Source organism: Coralloluteibacterium thermophilum (assembly GCF_042654365.1).
Classification (GTDB): domain Bacteria; phylum Pseudomonadota; class Gammaproteobacteria; order Xanthomonadales; family Xanthomonadaceae; genus Coralloluteibacterium; species Coralloluteibacterium thermophilum.
The window spans coordinates 1-19213 of the sequence record NZ_JBHSGG010000041.1 but is presented as its reverse complement, the minus strand read 5'-3'; the positions used below and the strand labels follow the sequence as shown (position 1 = coordinate 19213).

Genomic DNA, 19213 nt, shown 5'->3' with positions numbered 1-19213 from the left:
TCAGGCGTCGGGCCCCTGCTCCGGGAACAGCACGTCGTTGAAGCCGAAGCGGCTGAAGTCGCGGATGCGCGAGGGATACAGCCGCCCGACGAGGTGGTCGTGTTCGTGCTGGACCACCCGGGCGTGGAAGCCGTCCGCCTCCCGCACGAGCGTCTCGCCGTCCGGTGTCAGCCCGCGGTAGCGGATGCGCGCATGGCGGGGCACCAGGCCGCGCATGCCGGGAATCGACAGGCAGCCCTCCCAGCCGTCCTCCGTCCGCGCATCGAGCGGCTCGAACTGCGGATTGCACAGCGCGGTCCGCGGCACCGGCGGTGCGTCCGGATAGCGCGCGCTGCGCTCGAAGCCGAACACCATCAGCTGAAGGTCCACGCCGATCTGCGGCGCCGCCAGGCCCACGCCGCCTGCCGCGTCCATGGTCTCGAACATGTCCGCCACCAGCGTCGCCAGCGCGGGACCGAAGTCGGCGACGGGCCGGGCGACGCGATGCAGGCGCGGGTCGCCCATGCGGAGGATGGGATGGATCATGGCGGATCGCCTCGCTGGACCGCCCGCATTCTGCGTCGCCCCGGCACCGGCGGGCCAGCCTGCCGGCGCGGTCCGGCGCCCGCCCGCTCCGGCCGCGACCGCGCGCCTACGCGCCGTTGCGGGCGCGCAGCTGGCGCCAGAGGAGGCGGGGCAGGATGAGCGCGAAGTGCCCCCAGATCGCCGCGCGCGCGAACAGCCGCTTGGCGGGCCCTGCGCTGCGGCCCTCGAAACGCGCGAAGTAGCGCCACAGGCCCCGGTGCTTGTGCCACTCGACGAACACCGGCCGGCTGCGGCTCGAGACCCCGCGCAGGTGCACGACGCGCACGTCGTTGGCGACCGCGACGACACGCCCGGCCTCGCGCACGCGCCGGCACAGGTCGAGGTCCTCGGCATGCAGCCGGTAGCCCTCGTCGAAGCCACCGAGCTGCGCGTACAGCGCGCGCGGGATCAGCATCAGGGCGCCCGAGCAGGCGTCGACGCGCTGCAGCGTCGCGCCGGCATCGACCGGCAGGGCGAGCGCCGCGCCGCCGCCGAGCATGGCCGCCAGCGTCGGCTCGCGCCGGCGCGCCGCGCCGTCCCGTACGCCGGCGGCGTCCACCAGGTCCGCGCCGAGCAGGCCGATGTCCGGGTCCGCCCCGGCATGCGCGCGCAGGCGCGACAGGGTGTCCGGGGCGACCACGCAGTCCGGGTTGACCAGCGCCACCCAGGCGGCCCCGCCGCGCGCCGCGCCCTGGTTGCATGCGGTGCCGAAGCCGGGATTGCCCCCGTTGGCGATCAGGCGCAGGCGTGCGTCGCGGGCCTGCACCGCCTCGACCCGCGCGCGGGTGCCGTCGTCGGAGGCGTTGTCCACCACGGTCACGCTGGCCACGCCGTCGGCGGCGAGCAGGGCGTCGAGGCAGGCTTCGATGGTCGAGGCGCTGCGGTAGGTCACGACCACCGCGTCGATGTCGCGCACGGCGGAGTCAGGCGAAGAGATCACGCTGGCCTCCCGGGGGCGGCTGGCGCTGCAGGGCGTCCGCCAGCGCCGCGCGCGCGTCGCGCAGCGGATCGTCCATGAGGAAGCGCGCGACGGCCGGCGTCAGTCCGGGCCAGCGTGCGGCCAGGGCCACGGCGTCGCCCTCGGCCATGCCGCTCTCGCGCCCGCGCACCACCAGGGCGTCGTCGCAGAGCACGTTGCGCCAGCCGAGGCCGGCCAGGCGCTGCGAGAGATCCGCCAGCGCCGCGGCGAGGGAGCCGAAGGTCTCGGCATCCAGGCCGCCGGCCTGGGCGACCGCCGCATGCCGCAGCGCCACCGCATGCGGCACCGCGCCGGGCAGCGCGGGATAGCGCGGCGCGCGTGCGGCCGCGGCCTCCGCGAGCGCGTCGGCGTCGTCCGGCGGCGGGTTGATCTCGCCGATGCGCGGCCAGGCCGCGACCTCGCCGGCGTTGCACCACGCCGTGGCCGTGCCGATGCCGCGGTCGGCCGCCAGCGCGGCGGCCAGGCGCGGCACCGCCTGTCCGGCGACGCAGACGTCGCAGTCGATCAGGACGACGTCGTCGGCGCAGGCGGCCATGGCCTCGGCGATCAGGCGCACCGGCCCGCAGGGCCGGGCGCGCCGGCTGTAGTCGGCCGACAGCGGCGTGCGCGCCAGCCAGGCGTCGATCACCGCGCGCAGGCGCGGCTCGGCGCGGGCATCGTCCACCAGCCACACCCGCGCGTCGCGCGGCAGGCCGCGGTCCAGCGCGGCGAGGCAGGCATCGAGTTCGTCGAGGGTGTTGTCGACGGGGACCAGGACGACCGGCAGCGCCGCTGCGGCGGCACCCGCGCGTTCCGTCGCATCCGCCCCCTGCGCGGATGGCTCGCTCATCGTCCGCTCACGGCTCCTGCACCGCCGCCGGCTCGCGCAGCGGCTCCAGCGCGCGGAAGCGCGCGCCGTACTGGTCGGTGAAGTCCCGCGCCTCCTGGGCGCTGCGGATCACGCGCGGGGTGATGAGGATGACGACCTCCTGGCGCACGCTGTTCCGTCGCTGCTGGCCGAAGAGGCCACCGACGACAGGGAGGCGACTGAGGCCCGGCAGTCCACGCCGTCCGGCATCCACGCTGTCGGAAATGAGTCCCGCGAGCATGATCGTCTCGCCGCTGCGGATCGCGGCTTCGGTCTGCAGCTTGCGCGTGTTGATCTGCGGATTCGGGTTCGTGTCGGTGACCGAGCCGAGCACGGGCGTGGTGATCTCCTGGATGATCTCCATGAAGACCATGCCATCGCCGCTGACCCGCGGCCGAACCTTGAGAATGGTGCCGGTCTCCAGGTACTGCACGTTCGTGATCTCGCCGGTGCCGCCGAGGATCGGATTGAACGAGGTCGTGGAGATGGGGATGTCGGAGCCGACGGTGAGGTTGGCCTCGGCGTTGTTGCGGACGGTGACCGACGGCGTCGACAGCACGCGGAGGTCGGTGACCGCATCCAGTGCACGCAGGACCGCCGCGGCGTTGTCTCCGGCGAACACCCAGTTCGCGCCTCCGATGCCGATGGCCCCGCCCCAGGTGCCAAGGCTGCCGCGCGCGGCGGCGAGCGCCGTGATCCCGGGATAGGCCTCCTCCTGCGATGCCACCGCGTTCTCGAAGAACCAGTTCACGCCGTACTCGAGATCCCCCGTCAGCGCCACCTCCACGATCTGCGCCTCGATGTGCACCTGGGTCGGCATCACGTCGAGCTGCTCGATGACGCGGCGGATCGCCTCCCAGCGCGAGCGGTTGGCGCGGATCAGCAGCGCGTTGCTCTCGTCCACCGCGGCCACGCCGACCTCCTGGCCCTCGATCTCGAAGGTCACGCTGCCGCTCTGCGCGCCCGGGTCGTTGCCGAGGAACTGCATCTCGCCGCCCGCGCCGCCGCCGAGGCCGCCGGCCCCGGCGCGGCGGTTCGAGGCGCGCCCGCCGAGCTCGCTGCCGGAACTGACCTGCACGCCCCGCATGCCGGGCGCCAGCGACGGCGCGCTGCGCCCGCCGCCCGAGCCGCCGTAGACCTCCGACAGGCGCTGCGCCAGGTCGTAGGCCTTCACGTACTTGAGCTGGTAGGTGAACAGCTCGGCGCCGCTGCCGGCGTCCATGCGCTTGAGCCACTGCTCGACGTGGCCGAGATAGCGCGCCTGCGGAGTGATCACCATGATCGAGTTGGTGCCCGCCAGCGGCATGAAGCGGAACATGCCGGCGACCGGGGTATCGCTGTCGGGCCCGAACACCTGGTTGAGCTGGTTCACCGTGTCCTCGGCGTTGGCCGAGTCCAGCGGGAAGATGCCGACCGACATGCCGGCCAGCCAGTCCACGTCGAAGATCTCGATGGTGCGCAGGTAGTTCGCCAGCTCGCTGCCGGTGCCCGCCAGGGTGATGACGTTGCGGCCGTTGTCCACGTTCACGATGGCGCCGGGGCGCGCGTAGGGCGCCAGCACCTTCTCCATCTCCAGCGCGGAGATGAAGCGCAGCGGCACCACCCGCGTCTCGAAGCCGCGCGCGGGGTTGCCCGCGGCGCGCGGCGCGAGGTTGCCGGCGACCGCCTGGTCGGCCGGCACCACGTTGTAGCGGCCGTCGGCCCAGATCAGGCGCGCGTTGTTCCAGGCCAGGGCCGTTTCCAGCAGGCCGAGCGCCTGGCTGGCATTGACCGGCTGGGTCACCGACAGCGTGACCGTGCCCTGCACGCCCGGCGCGATGACGTAGTTCTGCTGCAGCAGGTCGCCGAGGATGGCCTTGACCACCGCGTGCACCGACTCGCCCTCGAAGTTGAAGGTGGCGTCGCCGTCGTTGGCGAAGGTCGGCGGCGGCACCGCCGCGGCGCCGCGGTCGATCAGCTCGCCGGTGCCGGGCAGCAGCGTGGCCTGGGGCGGCGGCGCGGCCTCGTCCAGGACCGGGTCCGCGCCGGTCTGGATGACCGGCGTCGGGCTGCGCTGGATGGTCGGCGACGGCATCGTGGCGCAGCCGCCGAGCACCACCAGCAGGGCCGCGATCGCCAGCGGACGCAGGCCGCGTCGGAATGTGTGGGTCATGCGTTCACTCTATCTCTGTGCGTTCGTGTTGCGGCCACCGTTGACTGCGTCCTGCTGCTGCCGGCGCAGCTGCTCGCGGCGCTCCTGGATGCGCTGGCGGATGCGCTCGGCCTGCTCCTGCGGATCGGGCATGGCCTCGACGTCGGGCGCCACCACCGGCGTGGCCGGACGCGAGCCGGGCACCACGCCGGCCGGCGCGGCGTCGGCCGCCTGCTGGGCCGCCTCGTTCGCCTCCCGCTCCGCGCGCGCGCGGGCCAGCGCCTCGCGCCGCGCCCGGCGGGCGTCGCCCATAGCGTCGACCTGGGCCGTGGGCATCGTCATCGGTGTCGGCGGATCGCCGCCCTGCCCCTCGTAGATCCGCAGTTCGAGCTCGCTGCGCCCCTCCGGTCCCAGCAGCACGGCGTTGCGCGGCCCCAGTTCGACCAGGCGCCAGTCGGGCGCGCCGGCCAGCGGCTGGTCCACGCGCACCCGCCAGCTGCGGGTGTGGTCCTGGGCGTCGGTGAGGATGGCCAGGCGGGTGTCGCCGCTCAGGATGACGCCGCTCAGGCGCAGGTCCAGCGGCGGCGCGGCCTCCGCCACCGGCGCGTCCACCACCGTGGGGCGCCGGTCCGGCGCGAACAGCGGACGTGCCGCGATCTCGCTGCGGTCCACCAGTTCCGGCTCGGCCTGGGCCACGCGCCGCGCCTGGGGCAACGGCGGCACCAGCGCGGGATCGTCCGGCGCCAGCGCGATGCGGCCGCCGACGCCGGCCAGCGCCGCCGCCACCGCGACCAGCGACCAGCCGGCCACCGCCGCGAGCAGCCAGAGTCCGCGGCTCTCAGTCTGCATCGCCGGGCTCCGCCTGCCGCCGCAGGAATCCGTAGAGATCGAAGGTGATGTCGAGCGCGCCGGGCTGCGCCGGTGCCGCGCTGCGCGCGTTGCGGAGCGTGCGCCGGGCCTGCACGTTGAGGTTGTCCACGAACAGCTGCGGGCGCCCGCTCTCCAGCTCGGCGAGCACGGCGGCGAAGCCGTCGATGCCGCAGGCCAGGCGGACCTGCAGCACCACGCGGGCATAGCGTTCGCCGCCGCGCTGCGCGGCCGGTGCGGGCGTGCGGTTGGTGACCTCGCAGCCGCTGGGCGCGGCGCTGCGGACGACGCCGTCGAGACGCTGGATCAGGCCCGCGGCCGCCAGCTGCGCGCTGGCCTCGGGCAGGAAGCCCGGGTCGCCCTGCTCGGTCTCGCGCACCTCGGCGAGCGCCGCCTCGATGGCCGGCCGCTGCCCGGCGATCATGCGCATGCGCTGCTCCTGCGCGCGCAGGTCCTGCACGTCGCGGTCCAGTGCGAGCAGCGGCGCGGTCCACCACCAGTGCACGAGCACGAGGTAGGCCAGGGCCAGCACGGCCAGGAGGAGGCCGACGGCGAGCCAGCGCTCGCGCACGGGGCTGCGTTCAAGGCGCAGGCGCGGCATCGCCCACCTCCGTCGCCGCCGGCGCGACCAGCCCCGCCACCAGGGTGAAGCGCTCGCGCCCGCTGCGCGCGTCGTTCTGCACCGAGCCCGACAGCGCCGGCGCGTCCAGCAGGGGCGATGCCTGCAGGCCCGCCACCAGGGCCGAGGCCTGGTCGCTCAGGCCGATCATGCTGACCCGGTCGCCGTTCACCACCAGCCGCTCCAGCGAGGTGCCGTCGGGGATGCGCCGGGTGAGGTCGTCGAGCAGGGCCACCATGCCGGGCCGCGCGTTGCGCTGCTCGGCGAGGAAGCTCGCGCCGCCGGCGGAATCCTCCAGCCGGGTGCGCAGCGCCTGCACCTGCTGGGCCTCGGCGCGGCGTTCGGCGACGGCCGCGCGCAGCGCCTCGACGGCGTCGCGGCGGTTCTCGAGCGTCTGCCACAGGGCGAAGCCGGTGGCGAGCACCGCGGTCAGGCCCAGCACGGCCTTCAGCGGCCGCGCCGGATCGCGACGCTGCGCGCGCCTGTCCGACGGCAGCAGATTGAGGCCGAGCCGGCCCTGCGGCGCGTCCGCGGCCTCCACGTCCACGCCGTCGAGGTCGGCGGCCATGGCGCCCATCCGCGCGAGCGCGGCGTCCAGCGCCGCCCGCGGCAGCACGACCAGCTCCACGTCGAGCTGGCGCCGCTCCACGTCGCGACCGAGCAGGCGGAAATCGAAGTGCACCTGGTCGGCGCGGAACGGGGTCTGCCGGTCGAGCTCGAAGCCGAGGACCTCGCGCAGGCGTTCGCCCGCGGCGAGCGGCAGGCTCATGCGGCGCCGCAGGACCTGCGCGGCCGGCAGCAGCAGCCAGCGCGGCCGGCGCTCGCGGCGCCAGGCGGCCTCCAGCGCCGGACGCACGCCCTCCAGCGCGTCGGCGGGGATGCGCAGGCGCTCGCCGGCCGCGGCATCGTCGCTCCACAGCGCCAGGGCGTCGGGCTCGACCCGGCAGAACACCCGCGTGGGGCCGCGGCCCAGCAGGCCGCGCCAGCGCGCCGGCAGGCACTCGGCCAGCCGCTGGCGCCACCAGACGAAGAAATCGGGGGCACGGCTCGTCGCGTAGCGGGTACGCAGCCGCGCCAGCGGATCGCGCAGTCGTTCGACGGCCTGCATCAGGAAGCGCGCCGTCCGTGGCAGGGATGATGCCGAGCAACCATCAGAACACCTCTCCGAGCCGCCAGTTCAAGGGGACGTAGATCCGGCCTCCCGGCCCGCCGCCTGCCCGCACCGTCGCCGAGACGTGTGCGGTGGCCCCGTCGGCGAGCGTGGCGGTGCTCTCGATACTATACGAGCCGGTTCCGAAGGCGGCCACGCCGAGCCCGGGATCGACCGCGTCCGCCGCCTCGCGCGCGGCCAGGATCTCCTCGCGCTGCAGCGGGTCCAGCCCCAGCGCCTCCAGCACCGGGCCCTGGGCGAACTGCGGGTTCGGCAGCGCCAGCCCGGAGAACACGGTCAGATGGGGCGCGGCGGCGCGGTAGAACGCGGGCGTCATGCCGAGCACGAGCTGCAGCTCGGCCACGCTGTCGAAGGGCGCGTTGCGCGCGCCGTAGGGCCGTCCCGCCGCGGCGTACTGGGCGGACTCCGCGCCGCCCACGGGCTGGAGCAGGTCGTCCGCGTCGCGCCAGTCGAGGATCGCCCCCGCAAGGCCGCGCGCGGTGTCCTCGTCGATCTCCAGCGCCATGAACAGCCGCGCGAGGATCTCCGCGTCGGCGGCGTTGAGATCCACCTTGCCGGACTCGTCCACGATGCGGATCTCCACCTCGGCGCCGTCGAACGGCAGCCGGTAGGCGCGCCCGTCCGCATGCCAGCGGCGTTCGACGAGCGGGTCCTGCACGCGCGCCATGGCGTAGTCGATGCCGGCCTCCGCCGCGTAGCGGGCCTGTGTCCCGCTGCGGGCGGCGCGGCCCTGCAGCGCCTCGGTGCGGGAGACCAGGACGAAGCCGCCGACCACGACGGTCAGCAGGCCGAGCAGCCAGAGCACCATCAGCAGGGCCGCGCCCCGGCGGCCGTTGCGGGCGCGGTTCATGGCGGCGGCTCCAGCGGCACGGAAGGCCCGTCGGCGCCGTGCGTGCCCATCATCAACGGCACCTCGAACAGCGGCCAGCGCGAGCCGTCCGCGAGGACCAGCCGGAGCGCCACCGCCACCGGGAGCCGCTCCGGCGTCTGCCACGGACCGCGTTCCCAGTCGCCCACGCTGCCGTCGTCCTCGACGCCGCGGAACTCGAAGGCCGCCTCGGCGATGCCCCGCAGCAGCACCTCCGGCGGACGCGGCTCCGGATCCTCGATCGGCGTCTCGTCCAGCATCAGGCGATGCTCGAACCGCAGCAGCAGCGCATCGCCCTCGCGCACCAGCACGAGTTCCTGCAGGTGGCGGCCGCCGCGGGCGAGGTAGCCGGGCATCGGTCCCACGAAGCGGACGCCGCCGGCGTCCCCCTGGAAGACGATGCCGGGCCCGCCCACCTCGCGCTCGAAGGCGACCGGCTGCGCGACCTGCAACTGGCGGCGCAGGAAGCCCTGCACGGCGCGCAGGCGGTCGGTGCGCACGGCGATGTCCTCCGCGCGCTGCACCAAGCCGGTGGCCGTGCGCAGGGTGGCGTAGGCCAGCACCAGCCCTGCCGCCAGCAGGGCCGTCGCCAGGACGATCTCGATGAGGGTGAAGCCCGCCGCCCGCCTCATCGGCCGCCGTCCGGGTCGAGCATCGCCGGCGGCGCCAGCGCCCCGGGATCGATGCCGGCATGCAGCGTGCTGAGGCGCAGCCGTTCGCGCGGACCGCCTTCGCCCCAGTGCACCTCCAGCACGAGGTGGCGCAGGCGCGCGGGCGAGGCGGAGACGACGGGCCCCGCGTCGCCCGCGAGGGGATCGACGTAGTCCTCCACGCTCAGCGTCCAGCGGTAGCGCCCCTCGGCCCATTCGCCGCGCCGCACGCCGGGTTCGAGCGCCCCGAGCGCACGCTCGCCGTCGAGCAGGGACTCGGCGTACAGCGCCGCCTCGCTGGTGGCCTGCGCATCGCGCACCTGGCGGACGCCGCCGGCGAGGATGCCGAGCAGGATGCCGAGCCCGACCGCCAGCAGCGCGAAGGCCACCATCACCTCGAGCAGGGTGTAGCCGGCGGCACGGCGCCGCGGGGCGGGGCGGCTCATGGCGCTTCGTCCCCGCGCGCGAGCCTGACCTCGCCGGTCAGCCAGGCCACGTCCACCTGCCAGCGGGCCGCGCCGCGCGCCATCTCGATGCGGCCGCCGGTGGCCGAGCCGTCGGGGAAGAAGCGGATGGCGATCACGCCCTCCGCCGGCTGCACCTCCTCGGCGCCGTAGGCGCTGAGCTCGAAGCCCTCCGGCAGCGTGCCCTCGCGTCCTTCCGCGCCGCGCCAGCGCCGCGCCGCCGGCTCGACCAGGAAGTCCTGCGGCTGCCCGCCGACGATGGCGCGGGCGCGCGCGAAGCGCAGCTGCGCGGCCACGTCCTTCACCGCGTTGCGCATGCGCACGCCGTCGAGCCCGCCGGACAGCGACACCGCGAGCGTCGCCGTCAGCACCGCCACCAGGGCGATGACGACGACGATCTCGATCAGGCTGAAGCCGTTCGCCGGTGGCGCCTGCCGCGGTGCGCGGACGCGGGTGCGCATGGCACCGCGGTCAGTCGTTGCGGATGTCGGCGTTGACGCTCTCGCCGCCCGGGCGCCGGTCGGCGCCGTAGCTGATGAGGTCGTACGGCCGGTTCTCGCCCGGCACGCGGTACTCGAAGGGCGTGTTCCACGGGTCGCGGAACTCCTCCGGGCGCGCGTAGGGGCCCAGCCACCCGCTGGCGTTCGAAGGCGCGGTGGCCAGCTCGTCCAGGGTCTGCGGCAGGCGCCCGACGTCCATCTCGAACTGGTCGATCTTGGACGCCAGCGTGGTGATCTGGCTCTGGGCCAGGCGCACGTTGGCGCGGTCCGAGCCGCCGAGGATGCGGCTGCCCGCGAAGGCGACGATGCCGCCGATCAGCACCACCACCACGATGATCTCGACCAGGCTGAAACCGCGCTGGGCGCGGGGCGGAACGGCGTAGCTGTTCTTCATGCGGGTCATCCTATGGATTGCGTCATGTCGTAGAGGGGAACCAGGATCGCGAACACGATCATCCCGACGACCAGGGCCATCACGATGGTCAGTGCGGGCACCAGGGCGGCGAGGAAGCGGTTGATGGCCTGCGCCGTCTCGCGGTCGAAGGTGGTCGCGACCTTGGTCAGCATGGCGTCGAGCTCCCCGGTCTCCTCGCCCACCTGGACCATCTGGACCGCAAGGCGCGGCAGGAGTTTCGAGCGCGCCAGCGCATGCGCGAGGCCGCCGCCGGTCTTCACCTCCTCGGCGGCCGCGTCCAGCGCCTGCACCAGGGCGCGGTTGCCGATCACGTTGCGCGCGACGTTGAGCGCGGTCAGCAGCGGCACGCCGTTGCCGACCAGTGTCGAGAGCGTGTGCGCCAGCCGCGCCGTCTCCAGCCGCGCGACGAGGTCGCCCACCAGCCGGCGCCGCAGCAGCCAGCGGTCGAAGCGCAGGCGCCAGTCCGGGTCCCGCCGGCGCCGGTCGAACCACAGCGCCGCCGCCACGAGCAGGGCGAGGGCGAGCCACCAGTAGCCGGCGGCCAGCTCGCCGAGGCCGAGCACGGCCCGCGTGAGCAGCGGCAGCTCCGCGTCCATGCCCTCGAACATGGCCTGGAACTGGGGCACCACGTAGGCGAGCATCGCGACCACCGACAGGCCCACCATGGCCATCAGGATCGCCGGATAGATCAGCGCGTTGATCACGCTGCCGCGCAGCGCCTTGCTGCGCTCGAGGTAGTCGGCGAGGCGTGCCAGCGTCTCGTGCAGGCTGCCGCCGGCCTCGCCGGCGCGCACCATGTTGACGTAGAGCCGCGAGAACAGGCCGTGCTGCTGTTCGAGCGCCGCCGACAGCGGCGTGCCGCCGCGCACCGCGTCGCGCACGCGCTCGATCACGCGGCGCGCCTGCGGCGTCTCGGGCAGGTCGAGCAGGATCGCGAGCGCCCGGTCCAGCGGCTGCCCCGCGCCGAGCAGGGTCGCGAGCTGCTGGGTGAACTGCAGCACCTGGTCCTGGCTCAGGGCGCGGCGCCGGAACAGGCTGCCCAGCCCCGCGCCGCCGTCGAGCGCATCCGCGCTGCGGGCCTCGATGGGGATGTGCCCGGCGTCCTGCAGCCGCACGATCACCTCGTCCGCGCTCGCCGCCTCCATCTGCCCGTCGAGCGTCTCCCCGCTGGCGCTCAGCGCCCGGTAACGGAACTGGGGCATGGGGGTCAGGAGCCGGGAAGCGGAAAACGGGAAGCGGGACCTGGAGCGTGGCGCATGCCTCGCCGCCGCCTTCCGGAAGCGGCCACCGGAAGAAGACTGCGCGCGGTCCTGGCGATGGCCGGCAGGTCCCGATTCCCGGCTCCCGATTCCCGCTTCACTGCTAGCCCTCCTGCGTCACCCGCAGGACCTCCTCGATGGTGGTGATGCCCTGCATGGCCTTGATCAGGCCGTCCTCGTACATGGTACGCATGCCGTCGCTGCGGGCGGCGGCCTCGATCTCGCCCATGCCGGCGTGCTGCATCACCAGCCGGCGCAGGCCGTCGTTCATCACCAGGAACTCCATGATGGTGGTGCGGCCGAGGTAGCCGGTGGGGGTCAGCGCCGACGGGACCGGGCGGTAGAGGTGGATCGGGCCCTCGGGCTGCAGGCTGCGCAGGCCGAACTCCTCGATCACCTCGGGCGAGGGCTGGTAGCGCTCGGCGTGGGTCGGCTCGATCCTGCGCACCAGGCGCTGGGCCAGGATGCCGTTGACGGTGGAGGTGAGCAGGTAGTCCTCGACCCCCATGTCGAGCATGCGCGTGATGCCGCCGGCGGCGTTGTTGGTGTGCAGGGTGGACAGCACCAGGTGGCCGGTGAGCGCGGACTGGATCGCGATGCGCGCGGTCTCCAGGTCGCGCATCTCGCCGATCATGATGACGTCCGGGTCCTGGCGCACGATGGAGCGCAGCGCGTGCGCGAAGTCGAGGCCGATCTGCGGCTTGGCCTGGATCTGGTTGACGCCCTCGAGCTGGTACTCGACCGGGTCTTCGACCGTGATGATCTTGACGTCCGGCGTGTTGAGCTGCGACAGCGCGGTGTAGAGCGTGGTGGTCTTGCCCGAGCCGGTCGGGCCGGTGACCAGCAGGATGCCGTGCGGCTGCTCGAGCACGCGCAGGAACTTCTGCAGGAAGGCGTCGGTGAAGCCCAGCGACTGGAAGTCGAACACGATCGACTCGCGGTCGAGCAGGCGCATGACCACGCTCTCGCCGTGCGCGGTGGGCACCGTCGAGACGCGCAGGTCCAGCTCCTTGCCCTGCACGCGGACCATGATGCGGCCGTCCTGCGGCAGGCGGCGCTCGGCGATGTTGAGCTTGGCCATGATCTTGATGCGCGAGATCACCGCCGCGGTGAGGTTGGCCGGCGGCGATTCGACCTCCTCGAGCACGCCGTCGATGCGGTAGCGCACCTTGAGCCGGTTCTCGAACGGCTCGATGTGGATGTCCGAGGCGCGGTTCTCGACCGCGCGCTGGATGACCAGGTTGACCAGCCGGATGACCGGCGCCTCGGAGGCGAGGTCGCGCAGATGCTCGACGTCGTCCTCGTCGCGCGCGCCCTCGTCGCCGAGGTTCTCGACGATGGTGCCCATCGCGGAACGGCCCTGGCCGTAGTAGCGCTCGATCAGGTCGGCGATCTCGGAGCGCAGGCCGACGTGCACCCGCACCCGGCGGCCCGTGGCCAGCGCCACCGCATCGACCGCGTAGGCGTCCTGGGCATCGGCGACCAGCAGGTCGACGTGGCCGGCGTCCTCGCCGATCGGGCAGACCGCGTACTGCTTGAGGAAGCGCACCGACAGCGCGAGGTCGGCGGGCGGCGTGTCCGGACAGTCCTTGGCCGGAAGCAGGGGCAGGCCGAGCACCTCGCTGCTGGTCTCGGCGAGGTCGCGTTCGGAGATGAGCCCGAGCCGGGCCAGCAGGGGCACCAGCGGTGCGCCCGCGGGCGATTCCTCGTGCAGGCGCCGTGCGCGGGCGAGATCGCCCTCCTTCAGCCGCCCGCGCGCCAGCAGGGCCTCCACGATGCGGACGTCCGCATCGCGCTCGACCGGGGTCTCGATCGGGTTCGAAAGCGCATTCACTGCCGAGGCACCGGGGGGACGAAGGACGGCACGCGGACTCTACAGCAAGCGCGGGCCGTCCTGTCCCCACGGCGCCGGGGCGACCGCGCCGCCCACGGGAGGCGGCGCGGCATGCCGGGCGGGGCCGGTCAGCGACGCGCCTGCAGGCTCACCCTGGAGAAGGGCGCGACGCCGATCACCTTGACGTAGTAGGTGCCGGCCGCGGGATTGGCCACGCGCACCGTCTCGTTGGTGCCGGGCCGGACCGAGCGGTGGTCGTGGCTGTCGGCGCTGGGCTCCGTGCCGCGGCTGACGTAGAGCGACACGTCGCCGGTACCGCCGTAGGTCAGCACGTTCAGGCTCGCCGTCCCGGCCGGCACCTCGATGGAGAAGAGGTGCTCGGCACCCGCGCCCCCGGCGAGGTTGGCGACCACCTCGCCCGCGGCGATCGGGGTGGCGTCGATGGGCGTGCCGCCGCCGCAGTCCGGATCCGTGGCCGGGTCGCAGGGACCTTCGTCGTCGAGCGCCGCCTCGACCACGGCGAGCGGGTCCACGATGCCGGCGCCGATGGGGGTGGCGGCCGGCGGCGCGACCGGGAAGGGCCGCACGGTGGAGACCAGCAGGTCGCGCAGCTCGCTCCAGGTCAGCGGGGTCTCGACCGCGCTCTGCACCAGCGCCGCCACCGCCGCCACGTGCGGCGACGCCATCGAGGTGCCGCTCATCCCGCGCAGGATCCAGTTGCCCGCCACCGGCCCCTGGGTGCCGCCGTTGGTCACCTGCCACACGAAGCCGGAGGGGTTGCCGTCCACCTGGCCGCCGCCGCCCGGCGCGGAGAGGTCGACCTTGGCGCCCCAGCTCGAGTAGCCCGCCTTGCCGCCGGCGATGCCGGTCGCGCCCACGCTGATGACGCCGTCGCAGCTGCTCATCGTGTAGGTGCCGGCGTCGGCGTTGGAATTGCCGGCCGCCACGACGATGGCGGCGCCGCGCGCGTTCACCTCGTCGATGGCGTCCTGGTAGTAGGCCGGGCAGGCGGCCGGGCCGCTGCTGCCCAGGCTCATGTTGAGGATCTCGGCCGGGTTGGCGTTGTCGGGCACGCCGGGCACGCTGCCGCCGGCCGCCCAGATCATCGCGTCGGCGATGTCGCTGCCGAAGCCGCCGCACGAGCCGAGCACGCGCACCGGCATCACCCTGGCGTCGGGCGCGGCGCCGGCCAGGCCGATGCCGTTGTTGGTCTCCTGCGCGATCGTGCCGGCGACGTGGGTGCCGTGCCAGCTGCTGGTGCGCGCCGGATGCGGCAGCGCGCCGAGCTGCACGCAGTAGTTCTCCTCGGTCCACGAGCCGATGTCCCAGCCGCCCGGTACCCGCCCGTCCTCCGCGCGCCGGGAGACGCGCCGGTCGCTGATGAAGTCGTAGCCCGGGATCACGTTGGCCTGGAGGTCGAGCGTGTTCTCGGTGATGCCGGTATCGAGCACGGCGACGACCACGCCCTGCCCGGTCGAGAGGTCCCAGGCCGCGTGGGGCGCGATGCCGCCGACCGGGTTGCCGAAGTTCCACTGGTACTGCGCGTAGTTCGGGTCGCTGGGCGGCGACGCGGTCGGCCCCTCGATGCCCATGTGCTGGTAGAGCCTGTCGATCTCGATGCTGGCGATGCCGGCGTCGGCGCGGGCCGCGCGCAGGAAGGACTCGGCCTCGGTCGCGTCGAGCGGGCGGGAGGTGGTCACCACGTGCCAGCCGTCCGCCGCCATCGCGCGTCGGTGCTGGACGCGCAGCGGCGTCGCGTTGCGCGCGGCCGCCGGCGCCCGGTCCAGCCCGGCGCGGGCGATCGCCGCCTCGAGCGTCGATTCGAGCGCGCGCGCGATGCCGGGCGCCGCGTCGCCGCCGGCGGCGTACTTCACGACGAAGCGCTGCGGCGCCTGCACGACGTGGACCGGGGCCTCGCCCGGGCCCCGCACCTCGGCGACCTGCGCGATGGCGCTGCCGGACGCGGCGGCGGCCACCAGCACGCTCAGGAGGGTCCGGCGCAGCAGGGGGTGGGATGGCGTATTCATGTCGATCACCTCTGGGTATGGCCACGGCATCCGCGGCCGGACGGACCCGGCCGCGCCCCGTGGCGGGAGGAAGCCGCCGCCGGGCCTCGCCGGCCCGGCGGCACGGTGCAGCGGCGCTACCAGCCGAAGCCGAGGCCCACGCCGGCCGAACTCTCGTCGCCGCTGAAGGCGCCGCCGAGGGTCAGGGTCGCGCGCTCGTTCAGGGCGCGCTGGTAGCCGACGGACAGGGCCTGCTCGCTGCCGGAGAAGCCGGCGCCCACGGCGAGGCGGTTGGGCGTGTTGATGCCCGCGGCGCTGGCGGCCATGTTCACCATCGCCGCGTTCATCGCGCTCATCTTGTCCATGCGGATGTCGGTGCGGCGGAAGCGCTCGCTGGTCTCGTTGCGCAGGTCGTCGATGGCGGCCATCGGCAGCGCGAGCGCCTCGGTGACGCGCTGGTCCGTATAGACGCGGGCGCTGTTGAGGGTCTCGATGTTCCCCTGCCGCACCTGCGCCAGGTTCGCCGCATCGGTGTCGGCCGTACCGGCCGCGACGTTGGTGACCTGGCGCTCGGCCCCGGCCGCGCCCACCGAGACCGCGTTCTCGCGGTCGGCGACCGAACCCTGGCCCAGCGCGACGGCATTGGCCGCGGTGGCCTGCGCGCCCTGGCCCAGGGCGGTGCCGCTGGCCGCGGTCACGCTCGCGCTTTCGCCCACCGCGACGGCGTCGGTGCCGGCCGCGCTGATCGAGGCGTTGGCGCCCACCGCCGTGCTCTGGTCCGCGCCCACGTAGGTGTTGGCGCCGACCGCCGTGTCCCCCGGGCCGTGTGCGTAGGTGCCCTGTCCGAGCGCGGTGCCCGAGGCGTCGTTGGCCACGGCGCCCGCACCGAAGCTCGCGCCCGCGCCAGCGTCCGAGGCCGGCACGGGCACGTTGCCGCCAAGCTGGCCGACGCGCGCGTCGAGCCGGGTCACGCTCTGGTCGAGCGCGGCGATGGCGGCGCCCACGCTGCTGTAGCTGCTGCCCTGGACCAGGAAGGTCGGCGGGATCAGCCCGCCCGCGGCGTTGACGCCCGCGCCGCCGCCCAGCATCTCGGCCACGCTGACGTGGGTCTGGTGGAGCTGCCCGCCGGTCACGGCCTGGGTGCTGCCGCTGGCCACGATGCCCGCGCGCAGGTTGCTGATGGTGGTGCCGTTCTCCCCGGCCAGGGAGATGTCGCCACGCTCCGGACCGTCGTAGGCGACCGCGTTCAGCGCGGCGCCCTCGATGCCGCCGATGCGGTCGTCGATGGCGTCCACGCGCGTCTCCACCGCGCCGACGCGCTGGTTGGTCTGGTGGAGCTGCCCACCGGTGACCGCGTCGGTGCTGCCCGCGGACACGTTGCCCGGCGCCACGTTGACGATGCGCCGCGTCGCTGGGCCGCCGACGCCGTCGCCGCTGCCGACCGAGACCACGTTCGTCTGCTCCGCCGTGGCGCCCGCGCCGAGGGCCACGCTGCCCGCCGCGGCGACGCGGCTGCCCTCGCCGAGCGCGCGGCCGTAGCTGCCGGCCTCGGCGACCGTCGCGCCGGCGCCGAAGGCCGCGCTGTTGCCCGCCGCCGCCACCGCCCGGCTGCCGCAGGCGGCGCTGCCCGCACCCGACGCGACCGCGCCGGCACCCACCGCCGCGGCGTCGCCGCCCGACGCGGAGGCGGCCTCGTCGCCGTCGACCGCGACGTAGCGCCCGCTCTCTTCCACCGCGCTGGCGATGGCATCGAGCTGGGCCTTGTTCACCGCGTCGGTCGCCTCGGTGCCGGCCGCCACGTTGACGATCTGGCGCTCCGCGCCCGCAGCACCCACCGAGACCGTGTTCGCGCGGTCCGCCTCCGACCCCGCGCCCAGCGCCACGCTGTTGATCGCCGAGGCGTACGCCCCGTAGCCCAGCGCCGTTGCGTTCACCGCGTCCGCCCACGACAGCCCACCCACCGCCGTGGCCTGGTCGTCCGTCGCGCCTGCGCCCTGGCCCACCGCCGTCGACGCGACGCCCGTCGCCTCCGTCGGGATCAGCCCCGCGTAGGAGCCGCCCACCGCCACGCCGCCTTCGCCCGTGGCCGTCGCGCTCTCGCCCACCGCCACCGCGCTCGCGCCCGAGGCGTTCGCCAGCGAGCCCACCGCCGTCGCCAGGTTCCCCGACGCCACCGTCTCCGTGCCCGCCGCGAACGCGCCCAGCCCGCTCGACTGCGCCGCATAGCCGATCGCCGAGGAGAACTGGCCGCTCGCGTCGCTGTAGCCGCCCACCGCCGTCGTGTACGCCTCGCTGGCGCTGCTGTTCAGCCCCACCGCCACCGCCTGGTTGCCGCCCGCGTCGGCGCCGTAGCCCGCCGCCGTCGCGTAGGCACCGGCCGCCGCGCCCGTGCCGGTCGCGGTGCCGCCTTCCTCCGCGCTGCTGTTGGCGCCCACCGCGGTGGCCTCGTCGGCGTACGCCTGCGCGCCCGCGCCCAGTGCCGTGCTCTCGGCGCCGAACGCGGCGCTGCCGGCGCCGTAGGCGGCGCTGTTGTCACCCTCCGCGATCGCGCTCACGCCCGTGGCCGTGCTCGCCTCGCCGGTCGCCCAGGCGCCGGCGCCGGTCGCGGTCGCCGCATCCGCCATCGCGCTGGCGTTGAAGCCGGTCGCCGTGCTGTGCTCGCCCAGCGCGAATGCGCCGCTGCCCAGCGCCGTCGCGCCCTGCGCCAGCGCCAGCGCGCTCGAACCCACCGCGGTCGCGTAGTCGCCCTCGGCCTCTGCATGGGCGCCGAGCGCGGTGGCCGCGTCGCCCGCCGCCACCGCGCCCTCGCCGCCGGCGGTGGCGAGTTCGCCCGAGGCGTCCGCCCCGTCGCCCACCGCGCCCTCGGCCGGCGTGGCCGAGAAGTAGCGGTTGCCCTCGGCATCGACGTCGGCGATGGCCGCGGCGAGCTGGGCCACGTTGACCGCGTCGGTGCCGGCGGTGCCGGCAGCGACGTTGGTGATCTGGCGTTCGTTGCCCGCGCTGCCGACCGAGACCGTGTCCGCACGGTCGGCCACGGCGTTCGCGCCCAGCGCCACGCTGTTGGCCGCGGTGACGGTGCTGGCGTGGCCGACGGCGACGCTGTCCTCGCCGGTGGCCCAGGCGCCGGCACCGAGGGCGGTGCCGCCTGCGCCGGAGGCCAGGCTGCCCGCACCCAGCGCGGTCGCCGCGTCCCCGTCCGCCGCCGCGGCCGTGCCGACGGCGGTGCTGCCCGCGCCCGCGGCGACGCTGTCGGCGCCCACCGCCGTGGCGTCTTCGTCGAGCGCGGCGGCGGCGTTGCCGACCGCGGTGCTGTTTGCGCCCTCCGCCTGGGCGAGGCCGCCGAGCGCGGTCGCGAAGTGGGCGCCCGCCGTGGCGGCGATGCCCGCGGCCAGGGCGAGGTCGCCGGTGGCGACGCTCTCGGCGCCGAGTGCGGTCGCCCCCACGCCGGAGGCGGTGGCGAAGTAGCCGACGGCCGTGGCCTCGATGCCCGAGGCCTCCGCCAGCGCGCCGGTCGCGACGGCGCCGTCGCCGCTCGCCACGGCCGCCGCGCCCGTCGCCGTGCTCTGTTCGCCGGTGGCCTCGCTCTCCGCGCCGAGCGCGGTGGCGTATTCGGCGGTGGCCTGCGCGCCGGCCCCGTAGGCCGCCGTGTTGTCGCCCGCCGCCGTGGCGCCGTAGCCGGACGCCATGGCGAAGTCGCCGATCGCCGCGGCACCGCTGCCGAAGGCCGAGGCGCCGGTGCCGATGGCATTGGTCGCCTCGCCCGCGGCGGTGGCGTAGTCGCCTTCGGCGTAGGCGCCGGCCTCGCTCTCCTCGCCGCCGGTGGCGGTGAAGTAGCGGCCGGTCCGCTCCGCCGTCTCCGCGACCGCATCGAGCTGGGCCTTGTTCACCGCATCGGTGTCCTCGGTGCCCGCGGCCACGTTGACGATCTGGCGCTCCGCACCCGCAGCGCCCACCGACACCGTGTCCGCGCGGTCCGCTACCGAGTTCGCACCCAGCGCCACGCTGTTGGCCGCGCCCGCATCCGCCAGGAAGCCGACCG

At 74.9% G+C, this 19213-nt stretch carries 16 protein-coding genes; all 16 read right to left on the bottom strand.

All coding sequences use genetic code 11. The annotated features are described in order from the left end of the window. The gene (def, locus tag ACFO3Q_RS14165; RefSeq protein WP_377005391.1) at window positions 1-525 is read right to left on the bottom strand and encodes a peptide deformylase; all 525 of its coding nucleotides are present in this window, start codon (window positions 523-525) and stop codon (window positions 1-3) included. A 106-nt stretch (window positions 526-631) separates the two neighbouring features. Continuing rightward, complete coding sequence (locus tag ACFO3Q_RS14160; protein ID WP_377005390.1) at window positions 632-1504, bottom strand: glycosyltransferase family 2 protein; 873 nt, start codon at window positions 1502-1504, stop codon at window positions 632-634. After that, on the bottom strand, window positions 1488-2372 hold the full coding sequence (locus tag ACFO3Q_RS14155) for a glycosyltransferase family 2 protein (RefSeq protein ID WP_377005389.1): 885 nt from the start codon (window positions 2370-2372) through the stop codon (window positions 1488-1490). Before ACFO3Q_RS14155 ends, ACFO3Q_RS14160 begins: the two co-directional genes overlap by 17 nt. 7 nt (window positions 2373-2379) lie before the next feature. Then, a complete protein-coding gene (gene gspD / locus ACFO3Q_RS14150) occupies window positions 2380-4542 on the bottom strand; it encodes a type II secretion system secretin GspD (protein WP_377005388.1) in 2163 nt (720 codons plus the stop codon). Window positions 4543-4551: 9 nt separating this feature from the next. Beyond that, window positions 4552-5370 carry a hypothetical protein gene (locus ACFO3Q_RS14145; RefSeq protein WP_377005387.1) on the bottom strand — a complete coding sequence of 273 codons (819 nt, stop codon included), beginning with the start codon at window positions 5368-5370 and terminating at the stop codon, window positions 4552-4554. After that, window positions 5360-5989: a type II secretion system protein GspM gene (gene gspM / locus ACFO3Q_RS14140; RefSeq protein WP_377005386.1), complete on the bottom strand. Its 630-nt coding sequence runs from the start codon at window positions 5987-5989 to the stop codon at window positions 5360-5362. Before gspM ends, ACFO3Q_RS14145 begins: the two co-directional genes overlap by 11 nt. Next, window positions 5970-7115, bottom strand: a complete 1146-nt coding sequence (locus ACFO3Q_RS14135) for a PilN domain-containing protein (protein ID WP_377005385.1) — start codon at window positions 7113-7115, stop codon at window positions 5970-5972. Before ACFO3Q_RS14135 ends, gspM begins: the two co-directional genes overlap by 20 nt. Before the next feature lie 43 nt (window positions 7116-7158). After that, window positions 7159-8028 carry a type II secretion system minor pseudopilin gene (locus ACFO3Q_RS14130; protein WP_377005384.1) on the bottom strand — a complete coding sequence of 290 codons (870 nt, stop codon included), beginning with the start codon at window positions 8026-8028 and terminating at the stop codon, window positions 7159-7161. After that, entirely contained in the window at window positions 8025-8678 is a 654-nt protein-coding gene (locus ACFO3Q_RS14125; RefSeq protein WP_377005383.1) for a prepilin-type N-terminal cleavage/methylation domain-containing protein, read from the bottom strand. The genes ACFO3Q_RS14130 and ACFO3Q_RS14125 overlap by 4 nt, the downstream gene beginning before the upstream one ends. Continuing rightward, entirely contained in the window at window positions 8675-9142 is a 468-nt protein-coding gene (locus tag ACFO3Q_RS14120; protein WP_377005381.1) for a type IV pilus modification PilV family protein, read from the bottom strand. The genes ACFO3Q_RS14125 and ACFO3Q_RS14120 overlap by 4 nt, the downstream gene beginning before the upstream one ends. Further along, entirely contained in the window at window positions 9139-9621 is a 483-nt protein-coding gene (gene xpsH / locus ACFO3Q_RS14115) for a type II secretion system protein XpsH (RefSeq protein ID WP_377005380.1), read from the bottom strand. Before xpsH ends, ACFO3Q_RS14120 begins: the two co-directional genes overlap by 4 nt. Before the next feature lie 10 nt (window positions 9622-9631). Next, on the bottom strand, window positions 9632-10054 hold the full coding sequence (gene gspG / locus ACFO3Q_RS14110; protein ID WP_377005379.1) for a type II secretion system major pseudopilin GspG: 423 nt from the start codon (window positions 10052-10054) through the stop codon (window positions 9632-9634). Between the two features lie 5 nt (window positions 10055-10059). Continuing rightward, window positions 10060-11277 (bottom strand): type II secretion system inner membrane protein GspF, encoded by a 1218-nt coding sequence (gene gspF / locus ACFO3Q_RS14105; protein ID WP_377005378.1) that lies wholly within the window; start codon window positions 11275-11277, stop codon window positions 10060-10062. A gap of 160 nt (window positions 11278-11437) precedes the next feature. Further along, window positions 11438-13147 (bottom strand): type II secretion system ATPase GspE, encoded by a 1710-nt coding sequence (gene gspE / locus ACFO3Q_RS14100; protein ID WP_377005448.1) that lies wholly within the window; start codon window positions 13145-13147, stop codon window positions 11438-11440. 149 nt (window positions 13148-13296) lie between these two features. Beyond that, window positions 13297-15195, bottom strand: coding sequence for a S8 family peptidase (locus ACFO3Q_RS14095; RefSeq protein ID WP_377005377.1), 1899 nt, complete (start codon window positions 15193-15195; stop codon window positions 13297-13299). A 116-nt stretch (window positions 15196-15311) separates the two neighbouring features. Next, window positions 15312-19213 (bottom strand): YadA-like family protein (locus ACFO3Q_RS14090; protein WP_377005376.1); only part of this gene is annotated, 3902 nt, incomplete at its 5' end.

What these genes read in the sequence shown, in the direction of transcription:
- xpsH (WP_377005380.1), bottom strand. Translation starts at nt 9,621, where the DNA reads ATGCGCACCCGCGTCCGCGCACCGCGGCAGGCGCCACCGGCGAACGGC.
- ACFO3Q_RS14120 (WP_377005381.1), bottom strand. Translation starts at nt 9,142, where the DNA reads ATGAGCCGCCCCGCCCCGCGGCGCCGTGCCGCCGGCTACACCCTGCTC.
- ACFO3Q_RS14125 (WP_377005383.1), bottom strand. Translation starts at nt 8,678, where the DNA reads ATGAGGCGGGCGGCGGGCTTCACCCTCATCGAGATCGTCCTGGCGACG.
- ACFO3Q_RS14095 (WP_377005377.1), bottom strand. Translation starts at nt 15,195, where the DNA reads ATGAATACGCCATCCCACCCCCTGCTGCGCCGGACCCTCCTGAGCGTG.
- def (WP_377005391.1), bottom strand. Translation starts at nt 525, where the DNA reads ATGATCCATCCCATCCTCCGCATGGGCGACCCGCGCCTGCATCGCGTC.
- gspM (WP_377005386.1), bottom strand. Translation starts at nt 5,989, where the DNA reads ATGCCGCGCCTGCGCCTTGAACGCAGCCCCGTGCGCGAGCGCTGGCTC.
- ACFO3Q_RS14130 (WP_377005384.1), bottom strand. Translation starts at nt 8,028, where the DNA reads ATGAACCGCGCCCGCAACGGCCGCCGGGGCGCGGCCCTGCTGATGGTG.
- gspF (WP_377005378.1), bottom strand. Translation starts at nt 11,277, where the DNA reads ATGCCCCAGTTCCGTTACCGGGCGCTGAGCGCCAGCGGGGAGACGCTC.
- ACFO3Q_RS14155 (WP_377005389.1), bottom strand. Translation starts at nt 2,372, where the DNA reads ATGAGCGAGCCATCCGCGCAGGGGGCGGATGCGACGGAACGCGCGGGT.
- gspD (WP_377005388.1), bottom strand. Translation starts at nt 4,542, where the DNA reads ATGACCCACACATTCCGACGCGGCCTGCGTCCGCTGGCGATCGCGGCC.
- ACFO3Q_RS14135 (WP_377005385.1), bottom strand. Translation starts at nt 7,115, where the DNA reads ATGCAGGCCGTCGAACGACTGCGCGATCCGCTGGCGCGGCTGCGTACC.
- ACFO3Q_RS14145 (WP_377005387.1), bottom strand. Translation starts at nt 5,370, where the DNA reads ATGCAGACTGAGAGCCGCGGACTCTGGCTGCTCGCGGCGGTGGCCGGC.
- gspG (WP_377005379.1), bottom strand. Translation starts at nt 10,054, where the DNA reads ATGAAGAACAGCTACGCCGTTCCGCCCCGCGCCCAGCGCGGTTTCAGC.